The organism is Streptomyces niphimycinicus (assembly GCF_018883605.1).
In the GTDB taxonomy this organism is placed as follows: Bacteria; Actinomycetota; Actinomycetes; order Streptomycetales; family Streptomycetaceae; genus Streptomyces; species Streptomyces niphimycinicus.
In genome coordinates, this window is sequence record NZ_JAHLEM010000108.1 from 1 (window position 1) to 22,006 (window position 22,006).

The 22,006-nt window shown below is 70.4% G+C and carries 21 protein-coding genes; 11 read left to right on the forward strand and 10 right to left on the reverse strand.

Features of this window, described 5'->3' with window-relative positions; all coding sequences use genetic code 11:
• Window positions 1-250: 250 nt before the first annotated feature.
• Window positions 251-1,483, forward strand: coding sequence for a phosphoserine phosphatase SerB (serB, locus tag KN815_RS12640; protein WP_216341880.1), 1,233 nt, complete (start codon window positions 251-253; stop codon window positions 1,481-1,483).
• A gap of 195 nt (window positions 1,484-1,678) precedes the next feature.
• On the opposite strand, the gene KN815_RS12645 is transcribed toward serB, so the two are convergent.
• The 4 genes from KN815_RS12645 to KN815_RS12655 form a co-directional block, all read right to left on the reverse strand.
• Window positions 1,679-2,197, reverse strand: a complete 519-nt coding sequence (locus tag KN815_RS12645) for a SixA phosphatase family protein (protein ID WP_216341881.1) — start codon at window positions 2,195-2,197, stop codon at window positions 1,679-1,681.
• A 116-nt stretch (window positions 2,198-2,313) separates the two neighbouring features.
• Window positions 2,314-2,532, reverse strand: coding sequence for a hypothetical protein (locus KN815_RS12650; RefSeq protein WP_216341882.1), 219 nt, complete (start codon window positions 2,530-2,532; stop codon window positions 2,314-2,316).
• Between the two features lie 151 nt (window positions 2,533-2,683).
• Window positions 2,684-2,800 carry an SGM_5486 family transporter-associated protein gene (locus tag KN815_RS50225; protein ID WP_253208927.1) on the reverse strand — a complete coding sequence of 39 codons (117 nt, stop codon included), beginning with the start codon at window positions 2,798-2,800 and terminating at the stop codon, window positions 2,684-2,686.
• 104 nt (window positions 2,801-2,904) lie between these two features.
• On the reverse strand, window positions 2,905-4,290 hold the full coding sequence (locus tag KN815_RS12655) for a CynX/NimT family MFS transporter (RefSeq protein WP_372458331.1): 1,386 nt from the start codon (window positions 4,288-4,290) through the stop codon (window positions 2,905-2,907).
• 131 nt (window positions 4,291-4,421) lie between these two features.
• Between KN815_RS12655 and KN815_RS12660 the strand changes: the two genes are divergently transcribed.
• A complete protein-coding gene (locus KN815_RS12660) occupies window positions 4,422-5,096 on the forward strand; it encodes a FadR/GntR family transcriptional regulator (RefSeq protein ID WP_216341883.1) in 675 nt (224 codons plus the stop codon).
• A 112-nt stretch (window positions 5,097-5,208) separates the two neighbouring features.
• Here the strand turns inward: KN815_RS12660 and KN815_RS12665 are convergent, their stop codons facing one another.
• From KN815_RS12665 to KN815_RS12680, 4 genes are all read right to left on the reverse strand, one after another.
• Window positions 5,209-5,541, reverse strand: coding sequence for a hypothetical protein (locus tag KN815_RS12665; protein ID WP_216341884.1), 333 nt, complete (start codon window positions 5,539-5,541; stop codon window positions 5,209-5,211).
• Window positions 5,542-5,741: 200 nt separating this feature from the next.
• Window positions 5,742-6,512 carry an enoyl-ACP reductase FabI gene (gene fabI, locus KN815_RS12670; protein WP_216341885.1) on the reverse strand — a complete coding sequence of 257 codons (771 nt, stop codon included), beginning with the start codon at window positions 6,510-6,512 and terminating at the stop codon, window positions 5,742-5,744.
• Between the two features lie 5 nt (window positions 6,513-6,517).
• Window positions 6,518-7,222 (reverse strand): 3-oxoacyl-[acyl-carrier-protein] reductase, encoded by a 705-nt coding sequence (fabG, locus tag KN815_RS12675; RefSeq protein WP_216341886.1) that lies wholly within the window; start codon window positions 7,220-7,222, stop codon window positions 6,518-6,520.
• Window positions 7,223-7,475: 253 nt separating this feature from the next.
• Window positions 7,476-8,357, reverse strand: a complete 882-nt coding sequence (locus KN815_RS12680) for a 4Fe-4S domain-containing protein (RefSeq protein WP_216341887.1) — start codon at window positions 8,355-8,357, stop codon at window positions 7,476-7,478.
• A gap of 809 nt (window positions 8,358-9,166) precedes the next feature.
• Here KN815_RS12680 and KN815_RS12685 point away from each other — a divergent pair.
• The 7 genes from KN815_RS12685 to tyrS all read left to right on the forward strand — a co-directional run bounded on the left by KN815_RS12685 (window position 9,167) and on the right by tyrS (window position 19,518).
• A complete protein-coding gene (locus tag KN815_RS12685; RefSeq protein WP_253208930.1) occupies window positions 9,167-9,589 on the forward strand; it encodes an SseB family protein in 423 nt (140 codons plus the stop codon).
• Window positions 9,576-10,097 carry a hypothetical protein gene (locus KN815_RS12690; protein ID WP_216341888.1) on the forward strand — a complete coding sequence of 174 codons (522 nt, stop codon included), beginning with the start codon at window positions 9,576-9,578 and terminating at the stop codon, window positions 10,095-10,097. Before KN815_RS12685 ends, KN815_RS12690 begins: the two co-directional genes overlap by 14 nt.
• The gene (locus KN815_RS12695) at window positions 10,097-14,527 is read left to right on the forward strand and encodes a putative T7SS-secreted protein (protein WP_253208928.1); all 4,431 of its coding nucleotides are present in this window, start codon (window positions 10,097-10,099) and stop codon (window positions 14,525-14,527) included. Before KN815_RS12690 ends, KN815_RS12695 begins: the two co-directional genes overlap by 1 nt.
• 30 nt (window positions 14,528-14,557) lie before the next feature.
• Complete coding sequence (locus tag KN815_RS12700; RefSeq protein WP_216341916.1) at window positions 14,558-14,914, forward strand: hypothetical protein; 357 nt, start codon at window positions 14,558-14,560, stop codon at window positions 14,912-14,914.
• A gap of 187 nt (window positions 14,915-15,101) precedes the next feature.
• Window positions 15,102-16,637, forward strand: a complete 1,536-nt coding sequence (locus KN815_RS12705; protein WP_216341889.1) for a TldD/PmbA family protein — start codon at window positions 15,102-15,104, stop codon at window positions 16,635-16,637.
• Complete coding sequence (locus KN815_RS12710) at window positions 16,634-18,028, forward strand: metallopeptidase TldD-related protein (protein ID WP_216341890.1); 1,395 nt, start codon at window positions 16,634-16,636, stop codon at window positions 18,026-18,028. Before KN815_RS12705 ends, KN815_RS12710 begins: the two co-directional genes overlap by 4 nt.
• A 71-nt stretch (window positions 18,029-18,099) precedes the next feature.
• Complete coding sequence (gene tyrS, locus KN815_RS12715) at window positions 18,100-19,518, forward strand: tyrosine--tRNA ligase (protein ID WP_216341891.1); 1,419 nt, start codon at window positions 18,100-18,102, stop codon at window positions 19,516-19,518.
• A 103-nt stretch (window positions 19,519-19,621) separates the two neighbouring features.
• Here the strand turns inward: tyrS and KN815_RS12720 are convergent, their stop codons facing one another.
• The gene (locus KN815_RS12720; protein ID WP_216341892.1) at window positions 19,622-19,900 is read right to left on the reverse strand and encodes a GlsB/YeaQ/YmgE family stress response membrane protein; all 279 of its coding nucleotides are present in this window, start codon (window positions 19,898-19,900) and stop codon (window positions 19,622-19,624) included.
• Window positions 19,901-20,126: 226 nt separating this feature from the next.
• Between KN815_RS12720 and KN815_RS12725 the strand changes: the two genes are divergently transcribed.
• Both KN815_RS12725 and KN815_RS12730 read left to right on the forward strand, forming a co-directional pair.
• Entirely contained in the window at window positions 20,127-20,516 is a 390-nt protein-coding gene (locus KN815_RS12725; protein ID WP_216341914.1) for a DUF3099 domain-containing protein, read from the forward strand.
• Between the two features lie 193 nt (window positions 20,517-20,709).
• Window positions 20,710-20,946 (forward strand): hypothetical protein, encoded by a 237-nt coding sequence (locus KN815_RS12730; RefSeq protein ID WP_216341893.1) that lies wholly within the window; start codon window positions 20,710-20,712, stop codon window positions 20,944-20,946.
• Window positions 20,947-21,002: 56 nt separating this feature from the next.
• Here the strand turns inward: KN815_RS12730 and moaA are convergent, their stop codons facing one another.
• The gene (gene moaA, locus KN815_RS12735) at window positions 21,003-21,992 is read right to left on the reverse strand and encodes a GTP 3',8-cyclase MoaA (protein WP_216341894.1); all 990 of its coding nucleotides are present in this window, start codon (window positions 21,990-21,992) and stop codon (window positions 21,003-21,005) included.
• Window positions 21,993-22,006 lie beyond the last annotated feature (14 nt).

Sequence of the window (22,006 nt, forward strand, 5' to 3'; positions counted from 1 at the left end):
GGGGCCGCCGGGGCACTCGCGGCATGGGCCACGGGCGCGGCGGGGCGACGGGTCGCGGCGCTCGCACGGAGGGACGACGGGGACCGGGGCGACAGGGGTGGGCACGGCGGCGGACGTGGCGCATGAAGCCGCCGATCATGCGAGGGGTGACGCCTCGGCGACCGGGACATGAACGTTCCGCCTCGGGTGGCCGTCCACGGTGCGGGCTGCCGCGCACACCGCGGGAAAGGCCGGATACGGTGGGAAGACCATGAGCACATCGCGGATCCCCCCCGTCACCGCCGTCCTGGACGACGATGTCCCCACCCTCCTTGTCAAGATCTTCGGCAAGGACCGCCCCGGTATCACCGCCGGGCTCTGCGACACCCTCGCCGCCTACGGCGTGCACATAGTGGACATAGAGCAGGTCGTCACCCGGGGCCGCATCGTGCTGTGCGTCCTGGTCACGGCCCCGACGGCCGATGGCGCCGAGGGTGATCTGCGGGCCACCGTGCATAGCTGGGCGGAGTCGATGCGGCTCCAGGCCGAGATCATCTCCGGCCGGGGCGACAACCGGCCGCGTGGCACCGGCCGGTCGCATGTCACCGTGCTGGGGAATCCACTGACCGCCGAGTCGACCGCCGCCATCGCCTCCCGGATCACCGGCACCGGCGGCAACATCGACCGGATCTTCCGGCTGGCGAAGTATCCGGTGACGGCCGTGGAGTTCGAGGTGTCCGGCGCCGAGACGGAGCCGCTGCGCACCGCACTGGCCGTCGAGGCCGCCGATATCGGCGTCGATGTGGCCGTGGTGGCGTCGGGGCTCCAGCGCCGGGCCCAGCGCCTGGTGGTCATGGACGTGGACTCCACCCTGATCCAGGACGAGGTGATCGAGCTCTTCGCCGCGCATGCGGGCTGTGAGGCCGAGGTCGCCGAGGTCACGGCGCGGGCGATGCGCGGTGAGCTGGACTTCGAGCAGTCGCTGCACGCGCGGGTCGCGCTGCTGGCCGGGATCGACGAGTCCGTGGTGGAGAAGGTGCGCGCCGAGGTCCGGCTGACCCCCGGCGCCCGTACGCTGATCCGCACCCTGAAGCGGCTCGGCTATCAGGTGGGCGTGGTCTCCGGCGGCTTTACGCAGGTCACCGACGATCTCAAGGAGCGGCTGGGGCTGGACTTCGCCTCCGCCAACACCCTGGAGGTCGTGGACGGCAAGCTGACCGGCCGGGTGGTCGGCGAGGTGGTGGACCGGGCGGGCAAGGCCCGGCTGCTGCGGCGCTTCGCGGCCGAGGCGGGGGTGCCGCTGGTGCAGACGGTCGCGATCGGCGACGGGGCCAACGACCTGGACATGCTGAACGCGGCCGGGCTGGGCGTCGCCTTCAACGCCAAGCCGGTGGTCCGGGAGGCCGCGCACACCGCGGTGAACGTGCCGTTCCTCGACACGGTGCTGTATCTGCTGGGCGTGACCCGCGATGAGGTCGAGGCGGCGGACGCGCACGTGGACTGACAGGCCCAGGGCTGACGGGCCCTGGGCTGACGGGCTCAGAGCTGACAGGCCCAGGGCTGACAGGCCCAGGCCCGGAACGCGCACCGGCCCCCGCTCCCCGTACGACGGCGGAGCGGGGGCCGGTGCGCTGAGATCACGCCCGGGAGATCACCCGGGGTCACCCGGGGATCAGCGGAGGGACCCGGGAATCGGGCATCACTCGTGAGGCGCCCAGAAGCCGGCGAGGCGCCCGCAGCCGATCTCGACCGACTTCCACGAGCCGCTGAAGGTCACGACGGCGAACGCGGAGGTGGGGAAGGCACCACGCTCCATCCACTCCCTGGCGCCCTCGTCGGCCTCGCCCGCCAGCGCGTCGGCGAGGCCGTGCATCCCGGGGTTGTGGCCGACGACCAGCAGATCGGTGACATCGTCGCCGGTCTCATTGATCACCTCGATGAGCTGACCGACCGGGGCGTCGTACAGCCGCTCCTCGTAGACGGTCTTGGGGCGGTGCGGCAGCTCGTGGACCACCAGCTTCCAGGTCTCACGGGTGCGCAGCGCGGTGGAGCAGAGGGTGAGTTCGGGGGTGAGACCGGCCTCCGCGATCCGGCGCCCGGCGAGCGGGGCGTCATTGCGGCCGCGCTCCGCGAGCGGGCGCTCATGGTCGGCCACCTGGGGCCAGTCGGCCTTGGCGTGTCGAAGGAGGACAATCCTGCGGGGCACATCGACGCTCATGCGTCCCAGCTTCGCATGAATCGGTGCACGAGGCGCAGGGTGTTGGAACGACCTCGTCAAACGTGAGCACACCCGCGATATGGCGGACACGGCTGATCACCACCGCCTACGGTGGGTCACGGCGCCGCGTCCCCGAAGGTCCGGTGCACCAACTCCACGACCTGCGAGACCGGCCCGGAGACGCCGCTGTCGGCATGGGCGGCGGTGGGCCCGGTGAGCAGGAGCAGCAGCGCCGCGAAGGCGACGGTCGGGAGCACGATGGCCCACCACGGCAGCCGGACGTCCATGCCGCTGTCCACCGGGTGTGCGGGCCGGGTACGGGTGCGGGCGGACATGGGATCGCCTCCGGGTCGCCGAACGTGTCGATGGTTCGACGGTACGGAGCGGGCGGGGCGGCTCCCATCCGGTGAGCCACCCACTTACCCCTGAGCCCAGCCCCCTAGGGGATGGTGGGGCCAGCCCCACCATCCGGTCCCGCGCCGCGGGTCAGGGCGAGGCGAGGCTGGCGACCACGCCGACGATCACGGTGATGCCCAGCATCACGCCGAGGATGATGAGGAGCTTCTTCTGGCCGTCCGGGGGGTTCTCATCGAGCACTGGCATGGCACCAGTCTCCCATCCCCCGTACGCGACCCCGAGCAGCCCCCGTACCCGACACGGATCAGCCTTCGTACGCGGCCCCGATCAGCCCTCGTACGCGAGCCCGATCAGCGCTCATCCTCGAGGGTGCGGTCGCGTCCGGCCAGCACGCCCGCGATGATCTGCGGCACCATGAACCCGGCCATCAGCGCGATGGGCTGTCCCCAGCCGCCGCTGTGCTGGTAGAGCACACCGACCAGCAGCGGGCCCGGGATGGACAGCAGATAGCCGACGGACTGCGCGAAGGCCGACAGCCGGACCACGCCCGCGTGGGTCCTCGTCCGCATGCCGATCATGGTGAGGGCGAGCGGGAAGGCGCAGTTGGCGATGCCGAGCAGCAGGGCCCAGGCCCAGGCTCCCCCGGCCGGGGCCAGCCACAGCCCGGCGTAGCCGGTGAGGCCGAAGACGCCGAGGATGACGACCAGGACGCCCTGGTGCCGCAGCCGGGCGGCGATCCGCGGCAGGACGAAGGCGAGCGGCACACCCATCGCCATCATCACGGCCAGCAGCAGTCCGGAGGTGGAGGCGGAGACCCCCGCGTCCCGGAAGATCTGCGGCATCCAGCCCATGGAGATATACGCGGCGGTGGCCTGGAAGCCGAAGAAGACGGCCATCGCCCAGGCGAGGGGGCTGCGGGTGATGCGGATCGCGGGCCCGTCGGCCGGGGCGGCGGTCTCGGCCGTGGCGACGCTCTCGGCCGTGGCCGGTGGTGCGTCCGCGTCCGTACGGCCCGCCTCCTTACCGCCCGTCTCGCTGCCGGTCGTCCCGGCGCCGTCCGCCCCCGAACCGCCCGTACCGCCGCGGGCGAGGAACAGCCACGCCACCAGCGCCACCGCGGCGAGCAGCGCCCACACCCCGAGCCCGGTCCGCCAGGAGCCGCCCAGCGCGTCGGTCATCGGCACGGTGACCGCCGCGGAGGCGGCCGTGCCCAGCGACAGACCCATCGAGTACAGCCCGGTCATCGAGCCGACCCGGTCCGGGAACCAGCGCTTGACGATCACCGGCATCAGGACGTTGCTCACCGCGATCCCGGCCAGGGCGAGCGCGCTGGCGGCCAGGAACGCCACGGTCCCGCCGGCCATGGGGCGCAGCAGCAGACCGGCGGCGATGGCGGCGAGCCCGGCGCAGACGATGGCCACCGGCCCCCAGCGCCGGGCCAGCCGGGGTGCGGTGAACCCGAAGAGCGCGAAACACGCCGCGGGCACGGAGGTGAGCACTCCGGCGACGGTGCCGCTCATCCCGAGGTCGGCACGGACCTCTTCGAGCAGCGGACCGAGACTGGTGACGGCGGGGCGGAGATTGAGCGCGGCGAGGATGAGCCCTGCCGCCATGACGCGGCCTCGCCAGGGTGAGGCGGCCCGGCGCGGCCCTCCCGGTTCCGCCGGGAGGGCCGCGGAGTCGGCGGAGTCGGCGGTGTCGAGCGTCGCGAGATCGTCAGACGGGGGCGTGTGCATGCCGACCATCATAGAATGATGGGATGAATGCCCGTCCAGTGGTGAGCGACCACCCGGTAACGGCCTGACGGCATCATGGAAGGGCCCGTTCGTTCACCCCGGGCCACATCCGCCCCATGCACAGGAGAGTCATGCCGCTGACCTCGCCCCGGCGCTCCGCCCTCGCCGACCAGGTGATCGCCCAGCTTCGCGCGCAGATCACCTCGGGCGAATGGCCGGTGGGCTCGCGGATCCCCACCGAGCCCGAGCTGGTCGAGCAGTTGGGGGTCGCGCGCAACACCGTGCGGGAGGCCGTACGCGCCCTCGCGCACAACGGGCTGCTGGACATCCGCCAGGGCTCGGGCACCTATGTGCTGGCGACCAGCGAACTGGCCGGGGTGATGCACCGCCGCTTCGCCGCCGCCGACCCCCGTCATGTGGCCGAGCTGCGCAGCGCCCTGGAGACCAAGGCGGCCCAGTTGGCCGCGGAGCGCCGCACCGAGCAGGACCTCAAGCAGCTCGACGCCCAGTTGGACCGGCGCGAGCGGGCCTGGGAGGCGGGCGACCCGGACGCGTTCGTCGAGGCGGACGTCACCTTGCACATGGCGGTCGTCGCCGCCTCGCACAACGATGTGCTGGCGGAGCTGTACGCGGATCTGGGCGCGGTCGTACGGGACTTTCTGCGCGCGGACGTGGACAGCGGGATGGGCCCGGACACGTACGTGGACCACGGACGGCTGGTGGAGGCGATCCGGGAGGGGGACGGGGAGCGGGCGGCGGGCGAGGCCAGCACCCATCCGTTCGGCTGCCGCTTCCGCACGCGCTGAGCGACCGGCGCGTGTGATCAGCGACGCGCATGGGTTCAGCAACGCGCATGGGTTCAGCAACCTGCGCATGGGTTCAGCAACCTGCGAAGGGTTCAGTGACCGGCACGTGGGGTCAGCGCTCGGCATGGTGGCTCACCCAGGCTTTTCCTATCTCCTTCCAGCAGCGCTCGGCGACGTCCACGCGCTGGGCCGGGCCGACCTCCACCGGGCGGGTGTCCATGTCCGGGTCCCACCAGCGGGCGCATTCGACATGCAGTTGCACCCGGTCCGCGTTGGGGTTGGGGTTGAAGCAACTGGCCGTGGCGTGCGAGCCGCGCACCGAGGTATTACAGGCGGCCTCGCGCTTCCGGGGCCGTTCCTGCGCGGCGGAGCTGGAGGCGGCGATGACCAGACCCACCGTGGCGACGAGCAGCAGCGCGGCCACGACACGGCGGGTCGTACGCATGCGGGACCTCCTCGGCCGTGCCGCTGGTGCTGGCGCTCCGGTGAGTCGGTTCGTCGTATGACTCCACAGTGCGTATGCCCACCACCCGGACGCGCGTCCTGCTCCCCCGAACGGGTGAACGCACATGCGGAACGGCCGCCGTCCCGGACCCCCCGTTCGCGGGGGCGGGACGGCGGCCGTCGCGCGCAAACGCCGTGGGCTCAGGCACCCATCATGTGCACACCGCCGTCGACATGCACGATCTCGCCCGTGGTGCGCGGGAACCAGTCGGACAGCAGCGCGACGACGCCGCGCCCGGCCGGCTCCGGGTCGGTCAGATCCCAGCCGATCGGGGCCCGGTGGTTCCACACGTCCGCCAGCTCCTCGAAGCCGGGGATGGACTTCGCGGCCATGGACTTGATCGGCCCGGCGGAGACCAGGTTGCAGCGCACGTTCCGCTCGCCGAGGTCGCGGGCGAGGTAGCGGCTGGTGGACTCCAGCGCGGCCTTGGCCACGCCCATCCAGTCGTACTTCGGCCAGGCGAACTGGGCGTCGAAGGTGAGGCCGACGATCGAGCCGCCGCGCGGCATCACCGGCAGGCAGGCCATGGTCAGCGCCTTGAGGGAGTAGGCCGAGACATGCACGGCGGTGCCGACGTCCTCCCAGCTTCCCTCGAGGAAGTTGAACGCGCCCTGCGGGCCGAAGGCGATGGAGTGCACCACACCGTCGAGGTCGACCCCCTCGCCCAGGTGCTCGCGCACCTTGTCGGCCAGGCCGTCGAGCTGCTCCTGGTTCTGCACGTCCAGCTCGATGACCGGGGCGGGCTTGGGCAGCCGCTTGGCGATCCGCTCGACGAGGGAGACCCGGCCGAAGCCGGTGAGGATGACCTCTGCGCCCTCCTCCTGGGCCAGTTTGGCGGCGTGGAAGGCGATGGACGCCTCGGTGATGACGCCTGTGACCAGGATGCGCTTGCCGGCGAGAATTCCACTCATGACGTTCAGTGACCCATGCCCAATCCGCCGTCGACAGGGATGACGGCTCCAGTGATGTACGCGGCCTCGTCGGAGGCCAGGAAGCGGACCGAGGCGGCGATCTCCTCGGGCTGCGCGTAACGCGCGAGCGGTACCTGCTTCACGATGTTCTCGCGCTGGTCGTCATTGAGCGCGCGCGTCATGTCCGTGTCGACGAAACCGGGCGCGACCACATTGACGGTGATGTTGCGCGAGCCCAGCTCACGGGCGAGGGAGCGGGCGAAGCCCACCAGGCCCGCCTTGGACGCGGCATAGTTCGCCTGACCGGCCGAACCCATCAGCCCGACGACCGACGAGATCAGCACCACGCGCCCCTTACGGGCCCGCAGCATCCCCCGGTTGGCCCGCTTGACCACGCGGAACGTACCGGTGAGGTTGGTCTCGAGGACGGTGGCGAAGTCCTCCTCGGACATCCGCATCAGGAGCTGGTCGCGGGTGACCCCGGCGTTGGCCACCAGGACCTCGACCGCGCCGTGCTTCTCCTCGATCTCCTTGTACGCCTGCTCGACCTGCTCCGGCTCGGTGATGTCGCACTTGACCGCGAGCAAGCCGGCCGGCGGCTCGCCGGACCGATAGGTGATGGCGACCTTGTCGCCAGCATCGGCGAAGGCACGGGCGATGGCGAGGCCGATGCCGCGGTTGCCTCCGGTGACGAGAACCGAGCGGCTCAAGGGACCACCTTCTCTTGTCGATCTCCGTCGACGGCTGTCGACGATGTCTGTCGAGGTCTGACGCGGTCTGACGCGGTCCGTCCATGGACCGCCGGACGTCACGATGCGTGCCGACCCCTACCTCCGCAAACTATCGGTCCCAGGCCGTCGAGGAGGAATCGGGCACCCACAGGGGCTTGTGTCCCTCCCTGTCGACTTCCTACAGAAGCCCAGTGGTCACCGACCTCCGCCGGACTCTGTCCCGGCCGCCCCCTCACCACCGGACGGCCGTGAAGTCGATCGGCCGGGGCCGCAGCAGCCCCGTGCGCTCCGCCAGCGCCCGCAGCCGCCGGGACATCTCGTCGGCGTCCAGATGGCACCGGTCCCCGTGGCCCGGCAGGATCCACTCGCAACGCAGCCGTCCGACCACCCTCGCCAGTGAGGCGGCCAGCTCCTCGATGGAGTGCCAGGTCACGCTCTCCGCCACGGCCAGATCGCCGAGCGCACGCGACCAGTAGATGCTGTCACCGCTGAAGCAGTACCGGTCGTCCGCGAGGTAGAGCACACTGCCCAGAGTGTGGCCCGGCAGCGGATGGGCGGTGACCCCCGGGCCGATCTCCACAGGCTCCAGGCCCCGGATCACCCGGTCCGCGTCGGGTGCCGCGTCCAGGTCGCCCTCGTGGATCCACAGCCGCGCGCCGAAGTGATCGGCGTAGCGACGGCCGTGTGCGGCGTGGTCGCGGTGGGTCAGCAGCACATCGGTGACGGGGCCCGACGCCGCGTAACGCCCGGCCAGCTCCCGGCTCCAGCGCGGCGTGTCGATCATCATCGCCGTGCCGGACGGCCGCGGCAGCAGATAGGAGTTGGCCCCGGCGGTGTGCTGGGAGTTGTGGCCGCAGATCAGTACACCGTCGTCCAGGGCCATGGGGAACGGGTCGAACGCCCGGTCCGGCCGCCCGGACGCCGGGCGGATCGAGCGGGTGGGGCAGGCGAAGACGGCGGCATGCAGGCGCCGGGCCTCCCCCTCGTCGCGCGGTTGACGCACGACCTCCGACCGCCCGCCGACCTCACTGATCAGCTCGGGCGCGAACTGCCGGGCGACATCGCAGTTGGTACAGCGGTCGTCCACGTACCAGTTGTCATGCCAGTCGTCCATGACGGACTCCTTCCGGGAATGCGGCCCCGACCGGGACCGCCCTTCCAGGGATAACCAGTCGCGGACAAAACCGGTAGGCCCTGCCGATCTTGTACTTTCGGGCCGGGACCTATCTGACCGGCCCGAAAGCTCCCGGGCAACCTGTCGCGAAAAGCGTTGACATTTACGGCTCCGACATCTCCCGTGGCCTGCTGCGACCGGCACTCGTCGGGAGCGAAAACGCATTCGCACCACACCGTCTTGCCGACGCCCCGCTCCGCCACCCCCCACTTCGACGCGAGCGCGTCCACGAGCAACAGCCCGCGCCCGCCCTCCGCCTCGTCGTCCCGGTCACGGAGCACCGGGCGCCGCTCGTCACGGGCGTCGGACACCTCGATACGGGCCGAGACGGGGCCGCCCGGCCCTCCGGGCCGGGCGGGGGCTGCACGCTGAGCCGCAGATGGAAGTTCCGGCCGGGCACATGCCCATGGCTCGCGGCGTTCGCCGCGAGTTCGCCCATCTCGAACGTACCGCTAGGGGAATTTTCGCCATTCACGTCACCGAGCGTGGCGAAGCGCACCTAGCCTGACCAGAGGGGCGCCGGGTACGCAGGGTCGCGGCACGGACACACGCGATGCCCGTACGGGAGTCATGCCGTGCCGCCGAGCGGCAGCGGGGCGTTCCTCGGCCGTCTCACGGCCGGGGAGTTCGGCGCGTAACCATCCGTTTTCAGGCCGCCCTGGGCAACCGGGGCGGCCACTGTCGCGTGATCGCACAGAGCGGTGTGGCGGTCACCCGTGGTGTCGTTCCCCTGTGTGAAAATAACCCTCATGTTTGGGGGAGGGGACGGTAGGCCGCCTGGTCAGGGCGGCAAAATAACGCTGGCGGATCTCGTCCGCCAGGAGACCGCCGCGCGGCTGACGGAGCGCGAGAAGTGGGTGGCGCTGCGGACCGCGCGGCTGTACTTCCAGCGCCCGGAGCACCCGGGCTTCCTGATCTCGGAGACCGCCGAAGGCGGCCCGCTGGTCCCGGTCTTCACCTCGCTCGAAGGGCTCGCGCTCTTCGCGGGGGCGTGCGGCTGGGCGTCCACGACGGTCGAGGACCTGGTGGACCTGCTGCCCGAGGGCGTACGGGCGTTGGTGGATCCGCTGGGTGAGCGCCCCTTCCTGCTGGACGCGCGGACGCTGCGCGAGGCGGAGGACCAGGAGGCGGACGAGGACCAGGTGGAGGGGGCCGACGGTGGCGGATCCTGACGCGCGGAATGTGAACCGCGCCCCCAGCGAGGGCGGTGAACACGGCAAATACGGCGGAAACGAAGGCGCCGACGGCTACAAGATCGAGATCGCGTCGGTGAAGGGCCTGATCGCCCCGCTGGAGGAGTCGGTCGTCGGAGCCCGCGCCGTGAAGAACGGCCAGGAGAAGCTGACGGCCTACCTCCAGTACTGCGGCGCGCCCGAACTCCTGGAATCCGGCAAGGGATTCCTCAAGGAGTGGGGCTTCGGCATGGGGGAACTGGCCGATCACGCGGATGCGGTCGTGGAGCGGCTGTACGAGGCCGTGGCCGCTTACATGCTGGCGGATCTGCTGCGGGTGAAGGACTTCTGGCCCTCGGACGAGAACATGGCCAAGCTCCCCTCGGGCGGCGCGGGCAAGTGGTCCTGGGAGCATGTGGGCGCGCCCGAGATGGAGAAGCGCCCGGAGGACACGGCGTTGTCGAAGTTCGCGCGCAAGTTGCAGAGTGAGTACGGGGACGAGTCCTGATGGGCGATCCGGACGCGGGGCGGGCCCCGCAGATACGGATACCGGTGGATGCGCGGCCCAAGGACCTGATCCCCGGCAATCCGGATGACATCGACGACCTGGTGCTGGAGCTGCGCGCGTACGCGGGCGCCTTCCAGGACGGCAAGGACAAGCTGAGGCCGCTGGAGCTGGCGGAGTGGTCGGGCGAGGGCGCGAGTGAGTTCCGTAAGTCGGTCGACCGGCTGCCGAAGGAACTGACCTCGGGCCATGACCAGTTCACCCATGCGGCGAGTGCGCTGGCGGCGTACGCGACCAAGCTGCGGTCGGTGCAGAAGCGCTGTGAGCCGATCATCGAGGACGCGGACGCGGCACGGGCGGCGTCCAAGTCGCACAACACGAAGGTCGAGACGTACAACGACGCGGTGAAGCGCGGCGACGAGCAGTTGCCGGACCGGCCCTCGGAGACCGATCCGGGCATCGCCGCGATGGAGTCGTGTGTCGGTCGGCTGGACAAGCTGATCGAGGAGTTACAGCTCGTCGTCGACGCGTCGAAGAAGAAGATCGACAAGGCGGCGGAGAAGGCTCCCAACAAGCCGAGCAACTGGCACAAGCTCGGCGACAGCTTCAAGGACGGGCTGTGGAAGGTCCACCACGGCATCCTGGGCCTGGGCGAGATCCCCGCCTCGATCGTCAAGGGCGACGGCAAGGGCCTGGCGATGCAGTTGGCCGGTATGGCGGACGGCGCGGCGTACGCGGCCCAGCACCCCAAGGAGTTCGCCAAGGCGGTCACGAACTGGGACATGTGGTCCAAGGACCCGCTGCGCGCGGCGGGCGAGATCACCCCGTCGCTGCTGCTGGCCCTGGCCACAGGCGGTGCGAGCGCGCTGCGCAAGGAGCTCCGGACGGGCCAGACCGCCGCGCAGCGGCTGGCGCTCCGCAAGAGGGACCTGGGCCGGGACGGCGAGGCGTCCCGCCGGGCGGACAGCGACGGCACGCACGACCGGCATACGCACGACAAGGACTGCGAGACCGACCCGGTCGACGTCGCCACCGGCGAGATGGTCATGCCGGCCACGGACGTGTCCCTGCCCGGGGCGCTCCCCCTGGTCCTGGAGCGCACCTTCGTCTCCGGGCACACCTGCGGCGGCTGGTTCGGCCGCACCTGGGCGGCCACGCTCGACCAGCGCCTGGAGCTGGACGCGGACGGGATCGTGTTCGTCACGGCCGACGGCATGGTGCTGCGCTACGGGGTGCCGACGCCCGGCGAGGACACGTATCCGGCGCGGGGCCCGCGCTGGCCGCTGCGCTGGGACGGCGCGGCGGGCGGCACGATGCGGATCGAGATCCCCGAGCGGTCCCGCACGCTGCACTTCACCCCGCTGGGCGGCAACGGCAATGAGCTCCCCCTCGAGGTGATCGAGGACCGCAATGGCCGGTCCATCACGTTCACCTACGACGAGGAGGGCACCCCGCGCGAGGTGGCGCACTCCGGCGGGTATCGCATCGCGATCGACACCGATCCGGAGCTCGCGCGCATCACCGGACTGCGGCTCCTGGGCGTCGGCGCCGCCGAGGGGGGCACCACGCTGGTGTCCTTCGGCTACAACGGCGCGGGCGACCTGACCGAGGTCTTCAACTCCGCCGCCGAGCCGATGCGGTTCACCTACGACGACCAGCACCGCGTCACCTCATGGACCGACCGCAACGGCACCAGCTTCGGGTACGTCTATGACCACCGGGGCCGGGTGCTGCGCACCATCGGCTCGGACGACATGATGACCGGCCGCTTCCACTACGACGAGGCGTCCCGCACCACCGTCTACACGGACTCGCTCGGCCATCGCATCACGTACGTCTTCGACGAGGCGTACCGGACGGTGTCCCGCACCGACGCGCTGGGCCGCACCACCCACACCGAGTGGGCTCCGGGGACGCGCCGCCTGCCGCTGTCGGTGACCGACCCGCTGGGCCACACCACGCGTTACGCGTACGACGACTCCGGCAACCTGATACGCGTCGACCGCCCGGACGGCACGTCGGCCACGGCCACCTACGACGGGGACGGCCGGCCGCTGGAGGTGCGCGAACCGGACGGCGCGGTGTGGCGCCACGCGTACGACGAGCGGGGCAACCGCGTCCGGACGACGGACCCTGCGGGCGCGGAGACGCACTACGCGTATGACGAGTCGGGGAACCTGACCTCGGTCGTCGATCCGCTGGGCCATGCGGTGACGGTGGTGTGCGACGCGGCGGGCCTGCCGGTGGAAATCACCGACGCGCTGGGCAACACGACCACCGTCCGCCGGGGCACCCACGGCCGCATCACCCGCGTCACCGATCCCCTGGGCCATGTCACCCGCCAGGGCTGGACCATCGAGGGCAAGCCCGCCTGGCGCACCCGGCCGGACGGCAGCCGCGAGACCTGGACCTGGGACGCCGAGGGCAACCTCACCGAACACACCGACCCGGCGGGCAACACCACCCGCCACACCCACACCCACTTCGACCTCCCGGCGACGCGTACGGACCCGGACGGGGCGACGTACGCCTTCGCCTACGACACCGAGCTGCGCCTGACGGCGGTGACGAATCCGCAGGGCCGGACGTGGACGTACGCCTATGACGGGTCGGGACAGGTCACCTCCGAAACGGACTTCAACGGCCGCACGCTGAGGTACGAGCACGACGCGGCGGGCCGCCTGATATCCCGGGAGAACGGCGCGGGCGAGGCGCTGGCCTACACGCGTGACGCGCTGGGCCGCACGCTCGCCACACGCACGGCGGACGGCACGGAGACGACGTTCGCGTACGACGCGGCGAGCCGCCTGACGCGGGCGGCGAACCCGGACACCGAGCTGAGCCGTACGTACGACGTGCGGGGCCGGGTCGTGACGGAGACGGTGGGCGACCGTACGACGTCGTACGCATACGACGCGGCGGGCAACCGCACCGAGCGGATCACCCCGAGCGGCCTGCGCTCGACCTGGACCTACGACGCGGCAGGCCGCCCCACGACGCTCACCACGGCGGACAACTCCGTGCACTTCGCGTACGACGCGGCGGGCCGGGAAACGTCCCGCACCTTCGGCGACGACGTGACCCTGGCCCAGGCGTGGGACGCCCTGGACCGCATGACGGGCCAGACCGTCACCGGCCCGGCCAACGCCCTCGTCCAGCACCGGGCGTACGGCTACCGGCCCGACGACCACCTCACCGAAATCCGCGAGCTGACGTCCGGGACCCGCCGCTTCGACCTCGACCCGGTCGGCCGCGTGACGGCGGTCCACGCCCACGGCTGGACCGAGACCTACGCCTACGACGCGGCGGGCAACCTGACGCACGCCACGGCCCCGGCCCACGAGGCGTCCGGCGACCGGGAGTTCACGGGCACGGTGATCCACCGAGCGGGCCGCACCACATACGAACACGACACCCAGGGCCGCCTGACCCGCCGCACCCGCAAACTCCTCAACGGCCAGACCCGCACCTGGACCTACACCTGGAACGCGGAAGACCGCCTCACCAAGGCCACCACCCCCGACGGCGACCACTGGCACTACACCTACGACCCACTGGGCCGCCGCACCGCAAAACAACGCGTCGCGAAGGACGGCACGGCCGCCGACCGAATCGACTTCACCTGGGACGGCACCCGCCTGGCCGAACAGACGGCGGCCGAGGGCCCGACGCTGACCTGGGACTACGCCCCAGAAACCCACCGCCCGATAACCCAGACGGAGCACCGCCCGCCGCGTGAGCCGGTGGAGGAAGCGTCATCGATTCTCCGCCGCCTGACCGACGCGACTGCCCAATCGGAATACGACGCCCGCTTCCACGCCATCATCACCGACCTGGTCGGCACCCCCACCGAACTGGTCTCCCCCGACGGCACCCTCGCCTGGCAACACCGCACCACCCTCTGGGGCACCCCCCTCCCCGCCCCACCCGGCTCAGCCGACTGCCCCCTCCGCTTCCCCGGCCAATACGCCGACCCGGAAACCGGCCTCCACTACAACTACTTCCGCCACTACGACCCAGAAACCGCGCGCTACACCTCGCCCGATCCGTTGGGCCTTGAGCCTTCGCCAAACCACCACGCCTATGTCGAAAGCCCCTTTGCTTGGATCGATCCGCTGGGATTAGCACCGGATTGCCCGGATAAGCTGTCCCGCGGCGAGAAGGTACAAAGAGCCCAAGGGTTGGGCGAACTCAATGAAGCACAACTCAAAAACCTCAAGCGATTCATGAAGGGGAGTCCTGCGGTCGCAGAAATCCCCATCATCAAACAGCTTCCCGATGGGAATGTCGAGTTCAGCTACAAGGTTCCCGGCAGGGTCCCCGGATCCTATGCGGTATACACGAAGGAAGTCGACATCGACGGCAATACGATCAACGCCTACAAGACCACTTGGGATCCAGACGGGAATGTGGTACACGTGAAACCTAAGTAAGTCTCGCAGCACCCACCCCGAAGGAACTCCGTGCATCAACAAGAGGTCCGAAACCTTCTCGATCTGCTTAATCTGAATGGACGCATCGATGACCTGACCGCCGCCGCACAGTCGGCAAGTCGCGGCCAAATCGACGAGGCTGTCTATCTCAATCCAGAAATCGCGATTGCCGCTCTAGCAAAATTCATCGCCGGTGACATCTCGGCGCAGGATCTTATCGACTGGGCGGAGGTTGTGCATTCTTTGGACACCATTGGCGTCACCGAAGAGCATCAGGATTTGCTACTTCAATTCATCTTTGAAATCTCCACTCCAGAGCTATTTGACGAGATCAACGTGGAGACCTGTTCCCGGTGGGTCGGTAGGCTGCAGCGGGCGATTCCGTGACCCTGAAGAGTACTTGCCAGTAAAAGCGACTGCCGCCGCAGGGCCCCAGGCGCGTCGCCGCCTGGAGCCCCGGGCTCCGGGGCAAATACCGCGCCCCGTGTCGTAGCGGCATGGTTCACTGCCGACAGGCAGAACGCTCCGCACACAGACCACAGACACGACGAACACGACTGAAGGGGAGTCGCCCGTGGCGCACGAGATTGATCCGTCCTTCCTCGCGCTGCCGCTGAGGGCGCTCGCCGATGCGGCGCTCGCGCGGGCTCGGGCGCTCGGGGCCGAGCATGCCGACTTCCGGTTCGAGCGGGTGCGCGGTGCCGCATGGCGGTTGCGGGATGGCCGGCCGTCCGGGGCCTCGGACAGCACCGATCTGGGGTATGCGGTGCGGGTGGTGCACGGTGGGGCGTGGGGGTTCGCCTCGGGGGTGGACCTCAGCATGGACGCCGCCGCCCGCGTCGCCTCGCAGGCCGTGGCGATGGCCAAGCTGTCGGCCAAGGTGATCGAGGCCGCGGGCTCCGATGAGCGCGTGGAGCTCGCGCCGGAGCCGGTGCATGCCGACAGGACCTGGGTGTCGTCGTACGAGATCGACCCGTTCGAGGTGCCGGACGCCGACAAGACCGGGCTGCTCGCCGAATGGAGCGACCGGCTGCTGCGGGCCGAGGGGGTCGCGCATGCGGACGCGTCGCTCCTCACCGTCCATGAGAACAAGTTCTACGCGGACACCGCTGGCACCACGACCACCCAGCAGCGCGTCCGGCTCCATCCGCAGCTCACCGCCGTCGCGGTGGACCCGGCGAGCGGGGAGTTCGACTCGATGCGCACGCTGGCCCCGCCGGTCGGGCGCGGCTGGGAGTATCTGACCGGCGGGCCCGGGGCGGGCGGCTGGGACTGGGACGCGGAGTTGGCGCAGATCCCGGAGCTGCTGGCGGAGAAGATGCGTGCGCCGTCCGTCGAGGCCGGGTCGTACGACCTGGTGGTGGACCCGTCCAATCTGTGGCTGACCATCCATGAGTCGATCGGCCACGCCACCGAGCTGGACCGCGCGCTCGGCTACGAGGCGGCGTACGCGGGCACCTCCTTCGCCACCTTCGATCAGCTCGGGTCGCTGAAGTACGGCTCCCAGGTGATGAACGTGACCGGGGACCGGACCGCCGAGCACGGGCTGGCCACCATCGGCTACGACGACGAGGGGGTGGCGGCGCAGTCCTGGGATCTGGTGAAGGACGGCACCCTCGTCGGGTATCAGCTCGACCGCCGGATCGCCCGGCTGACCGGTTTCGAGCGGTCCAACGGCTGCGCGTTCGCCGATTCGCCGGGCCATGTGCCGGTGCAGCGGATGGCGAACGTATCGCTCCAGCCCGCTCCCGGCGGCCCCTCGACGGAGGAGCTGATCGGGGATGTCGAGAACGGTCTGTATCTGGTCGGCGACCGCTCCTGGTCGATCGATATGCAGCGGTACAACTTCCAGTTCACGGCGCAACGGGCGTACCGCATCAGGAACGGCGCGCTCGCCGGGCAGGTGCGCGACTTCGCCTACCAGGCCACCACCACCGACTTCTGGGGTTCGATGACGGCCGTGGGCGGGCCGCAGACGTATGTCCTGGGCGGCGCCTTCAACTGCGGCAAGGCCCAGCCCGGGCAGGTCGCGGCCGTCTCGCACGGCTGCCCGTCGGCGCTGTTCCGCGGCGTCAACATCCTCAACACCACCCAGGAGGCCGGACGATGAGCAGCAAGCCGCATGAAATCGTCGAGCGCGCCCTGGAGCTGTCCCGTGCGGACGGCTGTGTGGTGATCGCGAACGAGAATTCGACGGCCAATCTGCGCTGGGCGGGCAACGCCCTGACGACCAACGGCGTCACCCGTGGCCGCACCCTGACCGTCGTGGCCACCGTGAACGGCGGGCAGGGCACCGCCTCGGGTGTGGTGTCCCGGTCCGCGGTCACCGTCGACGAGCTGGAGCCGCTGGTCCGGGCCGCCGAGGCGGCCGCGCGGGAGGCGGAGCCCGCCGAGGACGCCCAGCCGCTGGTGGAGCGGGACGCGGGTGCGGCGGTCTCCCCCGGCTTCACCGACTCCCCGGCCGTGACCTCCTCCGAGGTGTTCGCCGACTTCGCCCCCGCCCTCGGCGAGTCCTTCGCCCGGGCCCGCGCGGGCGGCCGGGAGCTGTACGGATTCGCCCACCATGAGCTGGTCTCCAGCTATCTGGGCAGCTCCACCGGGCTGCGGCTGCGCCATGACCAGCCGACCGGCACGCTGGAGGTCAACGCCAAATCCCCAGATCGGACGCGGTCGGCCTGGGCCGGGCGGGCCACCCGCGACTTCGCCGATGTGGACCCGGCCGCGATCGACGCCGAGCTCGCCCGGCGGCTCGCCTGGGCCGAGCGGAGGATCGAGCTGCCGGCCGGTCGCTATGAGACGCTGCTGCCCCCGAGCGCGGTGGCGGATCTGCTGATCGACCAGCTCTGGTCGTCCTCGGCGCGGGACGCGGCGGAGGGCCGTACGGTCTTCAGCAAGCCGGGCGGTGGCACCCGGGTCGGCGAGAAGCTGTCCGAGCTGCCCCTCACACTGCGCAGCGACCCGGCCGAGCCGGGGCTCGAGGCGGCGCCGTTCGTGATCGCGCACTCGTCCGGGGATGACGCGTCGGTCTTCGACAACGGTCTGCCGCTGTCCGCCACCGACTGGATCCGCGACGGGGTGCTCCAGAAGCTGATCACCACCCGGCATACGGCCGGGCTCACCGGGCTGCCGCTGGCTCCCCCCGTCGACAACCTGATCGCGGACGCGGGCGGCACCCGCTCGCTGGACGAGATGGTCGCCTCGACCGAGCGGGGGCTGCTGCTGACCTGCCTGTGGTACATCCGCGAGGTCGACCCGGCGACGCTGCTGCTGACCGGGCTGACCAGGGACGGCGTCTACCTCGTGGAGAACGGCGAGGTGGTCGGCGAGGTGAACAATTTCCGGTTCAATGAATCGCCGGTGGATCTGCTCGCCCGCGCCACCGAGGCGGGCCGCACCGAGCGGACATTGGCGCGGGAGTGGAGCGACTACTTCAACCGCGCCGCGGTGCCCGCGCTGCGCATCCCGGACTTCAATATGAGCTCGGTCAGCAAGGGGGTGTGAACGAGCCCAATAGACTGGTCCCCGCCCGATCGATCCAATCCGTATCCGTTTCGTCTATCAACAGGAACGCCATGACACGCCTCGGCGAATCCGTCGCCCGCGCCACCGAGCTCCTCACCCAGGACCTCTCCTCCGACAAGACCGTCGAGCGGCTGCTCGAGGAGACGGGCTCGCGGCGCTATATCGATCTGACGGACCTCTCGCCGGCGGAGCAGGCCGAGCTGATCGCGTCCCGTACGGTCGAGATCCTGCCCGGCGTGGCGGAGCTGGCCAAGCGGATCGAGGAGCGCCGCGGCGCGGGCCGGGGCCTGGGCATCAAGCTGGGCATCGACCCGACGGCCGCCGATGTGCATCTGGGCCATGTGGTGCCGATGATCATCCTCAGCCGCTTCCAGCGCATGGGGCATGACGTCACCCTGCTCATCGGCGACTTCACGGCCAAGATCGGCGACCCGTCGGGCCGTACGGCGGAGCGCCCGCCGCTGACCGACGAGGACATCGCCCGCAACCTCGCGGGCTACCAGGACCAGGTCCGGCCCTTCTTCGACTTCGAGAAGGTCAGCCTCCGGCAGAACAGCGAGTGGCTGGCGCCGTACACCTTCCCCGAGCTGCTGGGGCTGCTCTCCCAGGTGCCGGTCTCCCAGTTGCTCCAGCGCGAGGACTTCCGCAACCGGCTGGCCGCCGGTTCGGGGCTCACCATGTCCGAGCTGCTCTACCCGATCGCGCAGGCCCTCGACTCGGTGGCGCTGGAGTGCGATGTGGAGCTGGGCGGCGCGGATCAGCTCCTCAATCTTCAGATGGGCCGCAAGCTGATGGAGCTGCGCGGGCAGCGGCCGCAGTTGGTGGTCACCATGCCGCTGATCGAGGGCACGGACGGCACCGGCGCCAAGATGTCCAAGTCCAAGGGCAACTATGTCGCGCTGTCCGCGACCGCCGACGATGTCTTCGGCAAGATCATGTCGATTCCGGACCGGCTGATGAAGCCGTACCTGGAGGCATGGACCGAGTGGACGGACGCGGAGATCGCCGCCGCCACCACCCGGGTGGAAGACCGGTCGCTGCACCCGATGGATCTGAAGAAGGTCCTGGCGGGTGAGGTCGTGGCGGCGCTGTACGGCGTCGAGAAGGCGATGGCGGCCCGGGCGGGCTTCGTCGCCCAGTTCTCCAAGAAGAGCTTCACCGATGTCGAGACGCTGCCGGTGGTCGACGCCGGGGAGCACGGCGCCGAGTCCATCGCGACGGTGCTGAGCAAGGTGCTGGAGTTCCAGCCCAGCGCCTCGGCCGCCCGCCGGGTCGCCAAGCAGAACGGTCTGCGGCTGGTGATCGAGACCGAGGGTGGCCAGGAGTCGGTGGTGCTGCCCGAGGCCCAGGCGGTGCGCCCGCTGGCCGAGGTGGTCGCGGAGACGCTGACGTCCTCCGGGGTGACGGCGGGCTCCGGCACGGTCTATCTCAAGGCCGGGCGGAAGATCGCCCAGGTGCGCGGGGTGTAACCCGCCCATCTCGCCGCTGGACGAGAGCGGCGGCCGGTGCGCGTCCACCACGCGCGCCGGCCGCCGCCGTATCCGTAACCCCGGCGCACACCATCACCGTCGTTCAGGCCCGCTCGCGTCGGCCGCCGCGGATGGAGTGCCACAGCGGGGTGCCCAGGGCCACGATCCCCACCGCGAACGCCAACTGGAGCAGATGCCGGATCCAGTCGAAGCCCCCGGTGGTCCTGACCCCGATCCAGCCGGCCACCGCGTTGCCCAGCATGCCGCCGAGGATGCCGTAGATGCAGGTCAGCCAGAGTGGAATGGCCTGTTTGCCGGGGAGAATCGCCCGGGCGATCACACCCAGGATCAAACCCACGACGATCGCCCATAGCCAGTTCATGTCGCCTCCCTGACACGCGGCGAAGGGATGCACGGGAGATGCACATCCCCTCCAGTGTTCGACCACTTCGGGTACGGCGCACGCCGGAGGGCCGGTACGCCTTCTGGCGCACCCCGGACAGCACCCGTCAGGGCGCCCCGGTCTCGAACCGACAGCAGACGCGGCGTAACGTTGAGTACGTCCCAGAGCGGGGGAAGCCCGCTCGGCGATCAGGTGGTGGAACGTGATGCGGAAGCATGGCGATGCGGAGGTCTTCCGGATCACCGGAGCCCGGCAGGGGCTGGCCGATGATGTCCGCGGCCGGCAGCGCCGCTATGTGATCTCGATGTCGGTGCGGACCCTCGCGGTCGTGCTGGCGGCGGTGTTGTGGAACGTGGAGCGCCATGTGGCCATCGTGGCCCTGGTGCTGGGCGTGGTGCTGCCCTATATCGCGGTGGTGATCGCCAACGCGGGCCGGGAGAACTCCACTTCGCTGCCCACCACCTTCATCCCGACCCCGCCCCGCCCTATGCTGATCGCCGGGCGCGGTGAGGAGCCGGCCGATTCCCGCCGGGCGGAATCCGTCCCGGAGGACGTCGGACATATCAGCGAGCCTGGACGGGGCGAGCGGGGCTGACCTGCCACGTTTCCGTAAGCTCAAGAAAACCTCAGATCAATAGTGCAGTACCGGTGCACCGGGCCCCATCCCTCGTGACATACTGCGTACGCGCTCCGCATCCCCCGTCGGAGCGACGGACCGACGCCGGGCGGCTCCCCCCGTGGCTGCCCGGCGTCGCCATGTCCGCCGGGCCTTCCGTAGAGTCTGCGGTGTGAACACCCGCGAGACCTCCGCCGAGACCGACGCCGTGATCTGTTCCGCCAAGGGCTGCCGCGCCCCGGCCGTATGGGTGCTGGCCTGGAACAATCCCAAGATTCACACCCCGGAGCGGCGCAAGACCTGGCTGGCCTGCGAGGAGCACCGCGAGTATCTGTCGGAGTTCCTCGGGATGCGGGGCTTCCTCAAGGACGTGGTGACGCTGGCGGAGTGGTCGGCCACCGAACACTGACCGCGGCCACTCCCCCGCCCCTGATCACCACCCCTGATCACCGCCCCCGCGAACGGTCAGCCGCCGATCGCCGACATCGGGCGGTCGGGCTGGAGGAACGACGGGTCGTCGAGCCCGGATCCGGCCTTCTTGCCCCACATCGCCAGCTTCCACCGCCGGGCGATCTCCTCGTCCGGGGCGCCGGAGCGCAGCGCTCCGCGCAGATCGGACTCCTCGCGCGCGAACAGGCAGGTGCGCACCTGTCCGTCGGCGGTGAGCCGGGTGCGGTCGCAGGCCCGGCAGAAGGGGCGGGTGACCGAGGCGATGACGCCGACCCGGGCCGGGCCGCCGTCGACCAGCCAGCGCTCGGCGGGCGCGGAGCCGCGCTCCTCCTCTTCCTCGGCGGTGAGGGTGAAGCGGGTGCGCAGGCTCGTCAGGATGTCCCCGGCGGTGATCATGCCGTCGCGCTTCCAGCCGTGCTGGGCGTCGAGCGGCATCTGCTCGATGAAGCGGAGTTCATAGTCGTTCTCCAGGGCCCAGGCGAGCAGATCGGGCGCCTCGTCGTCGTTGAGCCCGGGCATCAGCACGGTGTTGACCTTCACCGGGGTGAGCCCGGCGGTGCGCGCCGCGTCGAGGCCGCGCAGCACATCGTCATGGCGCTTGCGCCGGGTCAGGGCCTGAAAGACCTCCGGGCGCAGGGTGTCGAGCGAGACATTGACCCGGTCCAGGCCCGCCTCGCGCAGGGCCTGGGCGGTGCGCTGCAACCCGATGCCGTTGGTGGTGAGCGACATCTGGGGGCGCGGGGCGAGGGCCGCGCAGCGCTCCACGATGCCGACCAGACCGGGGCGCAGCAGCGGCTCACCGCCGGTGAAGCGGACCTCGGTGACCCCCAGCTCGGTGACGGCGATCCCGATCAGCCGGACTATCTCGTCGTCGGTGAGCAGATCCGGTTTGGCGAGCCACTGGAGACCCTCTTCCGGCATGCAATAGGTGCAACGCAGATTGCAGCGGTCGGTCAGAGAGACCCGCAGGTCGGTGGCTACGCGACCATAGGTGTCGATCAGCATGGTGCGGCCCCTCC

Excerpts from the sequence above, each read along its gene's own strand:
- KN815_RS12680 (WP_216341887.1), bottom strand. The coding sequence starts at position 8,357 with ATGGACGACTGGCATGACAACTGGTACGTGGACGACCGCTGTACCAAC.
- KN815_RS50225 (WP_253208927.1), bottom strand. The coding sequence starts at position 2,800 with ATGCCAGTGCTCGATGAGAACCCCCCGGACGGCCAGAAGAAGCTCCTC.
- serB (WP_216341880.1), top strand. The coding sequence starts at position 251 with ATGAGCACATCGCGGATCCCCCCCGTCACCGCCGTCCTGGACGACGAT.
- KN815_RS12710 (WP_216341890.1), top strand. The coding sequence starts at position 16,634 with ATGAGCAGCAAGCCGCATGAAATCGTCGAGCGCGCCCTGGAGCTGTCC.
- tyrS (WP_216341891.1), top strand. The coding sequence starts at position 18,100 with ATGACACGCCTCGGCGAATCCGTCGCCCGCGCCACCGAGCTCCTCACC.
- KN815_RS12650 (WP_216341882.1), bottom strand. The coding sequence starts at position 2,532 with ATGTCCGCCCGCACCCGTACCCGGCCCGCACACCCGGTGGACAGCGGC.
- moaA (WP_216341894.1), bottom strand. The coding sequence starts at position 21,992 with ATGCTGATCGACACCTATGGTCGCGTAGCCACCGACCTGCGGGTCTCT.
- KN815_RS12645 (WP_216341881.1), bottom strand. The coding sequence starts at position 2,197 with ATGAGCGTCGATGTGCCCCGCAGGATTGTCCTCCTTCGACACGCCAAG.
- KN815_RS12660 (WP_216341883.1), top strand. The coding sequence starts at position 4,422 with ATGCCGCTGACCTCGCCCCGGCGCTCCGCCCTCGCCGACCAGGTGATC.
- KN815_RS12725 (WP_216341914.1), top strand. The coding sequence starts at position 20,127 with ATGCGGAAGCATGGCGATGCGGAGGTCTTCCGGATCACCGGAGCCCGG.
- KN815_RS12665 (WP_216341884.1), bottom strand. The coding sequence starts at position 5,541 with ATGCGTACGACCCGCCGTGTCGTGGCCGCGCTGCTGCTCGTCGCCACG.
- KN815_RS12695 (WP_253208928.1), top strand. The coding sequence starts at position 10,097 with ATGGGCGATCCGGACGCGGGGCGGGCCCCGCAGATACGGATACCGGTG.
- KN815_RS12655 (WP_372458331.1), bottom strand. The coding sequence starts at position 4,290 with ATGCACACGCCCCCGTCTGACGATCTCGCGACGCTCGACACCGCCGAC.
- KN815_RS12685 (WP_253208930.1), top strand. The coding sequence starts at position 9,167 with ATGTTTGGGGGAGGGGACGGTAGGCCGCCTGGTCAGGGCGGCAAAATA.
- KN815_RS12720 (WP_216341892.1), bottom strand. The coding sequence starts at position 19,900 with ATGAACTGGCTATGGGCGATCGTCGTGGGTTTGATCCTGGGTGTGATC.
- fabI (WP_216341885.1), bottom strand. The coding sequence starts at position 6,512 with ATGAGTGGAATTCTCGCCGGCAAGCGCATCCTGGTCACAGGCGTCATC.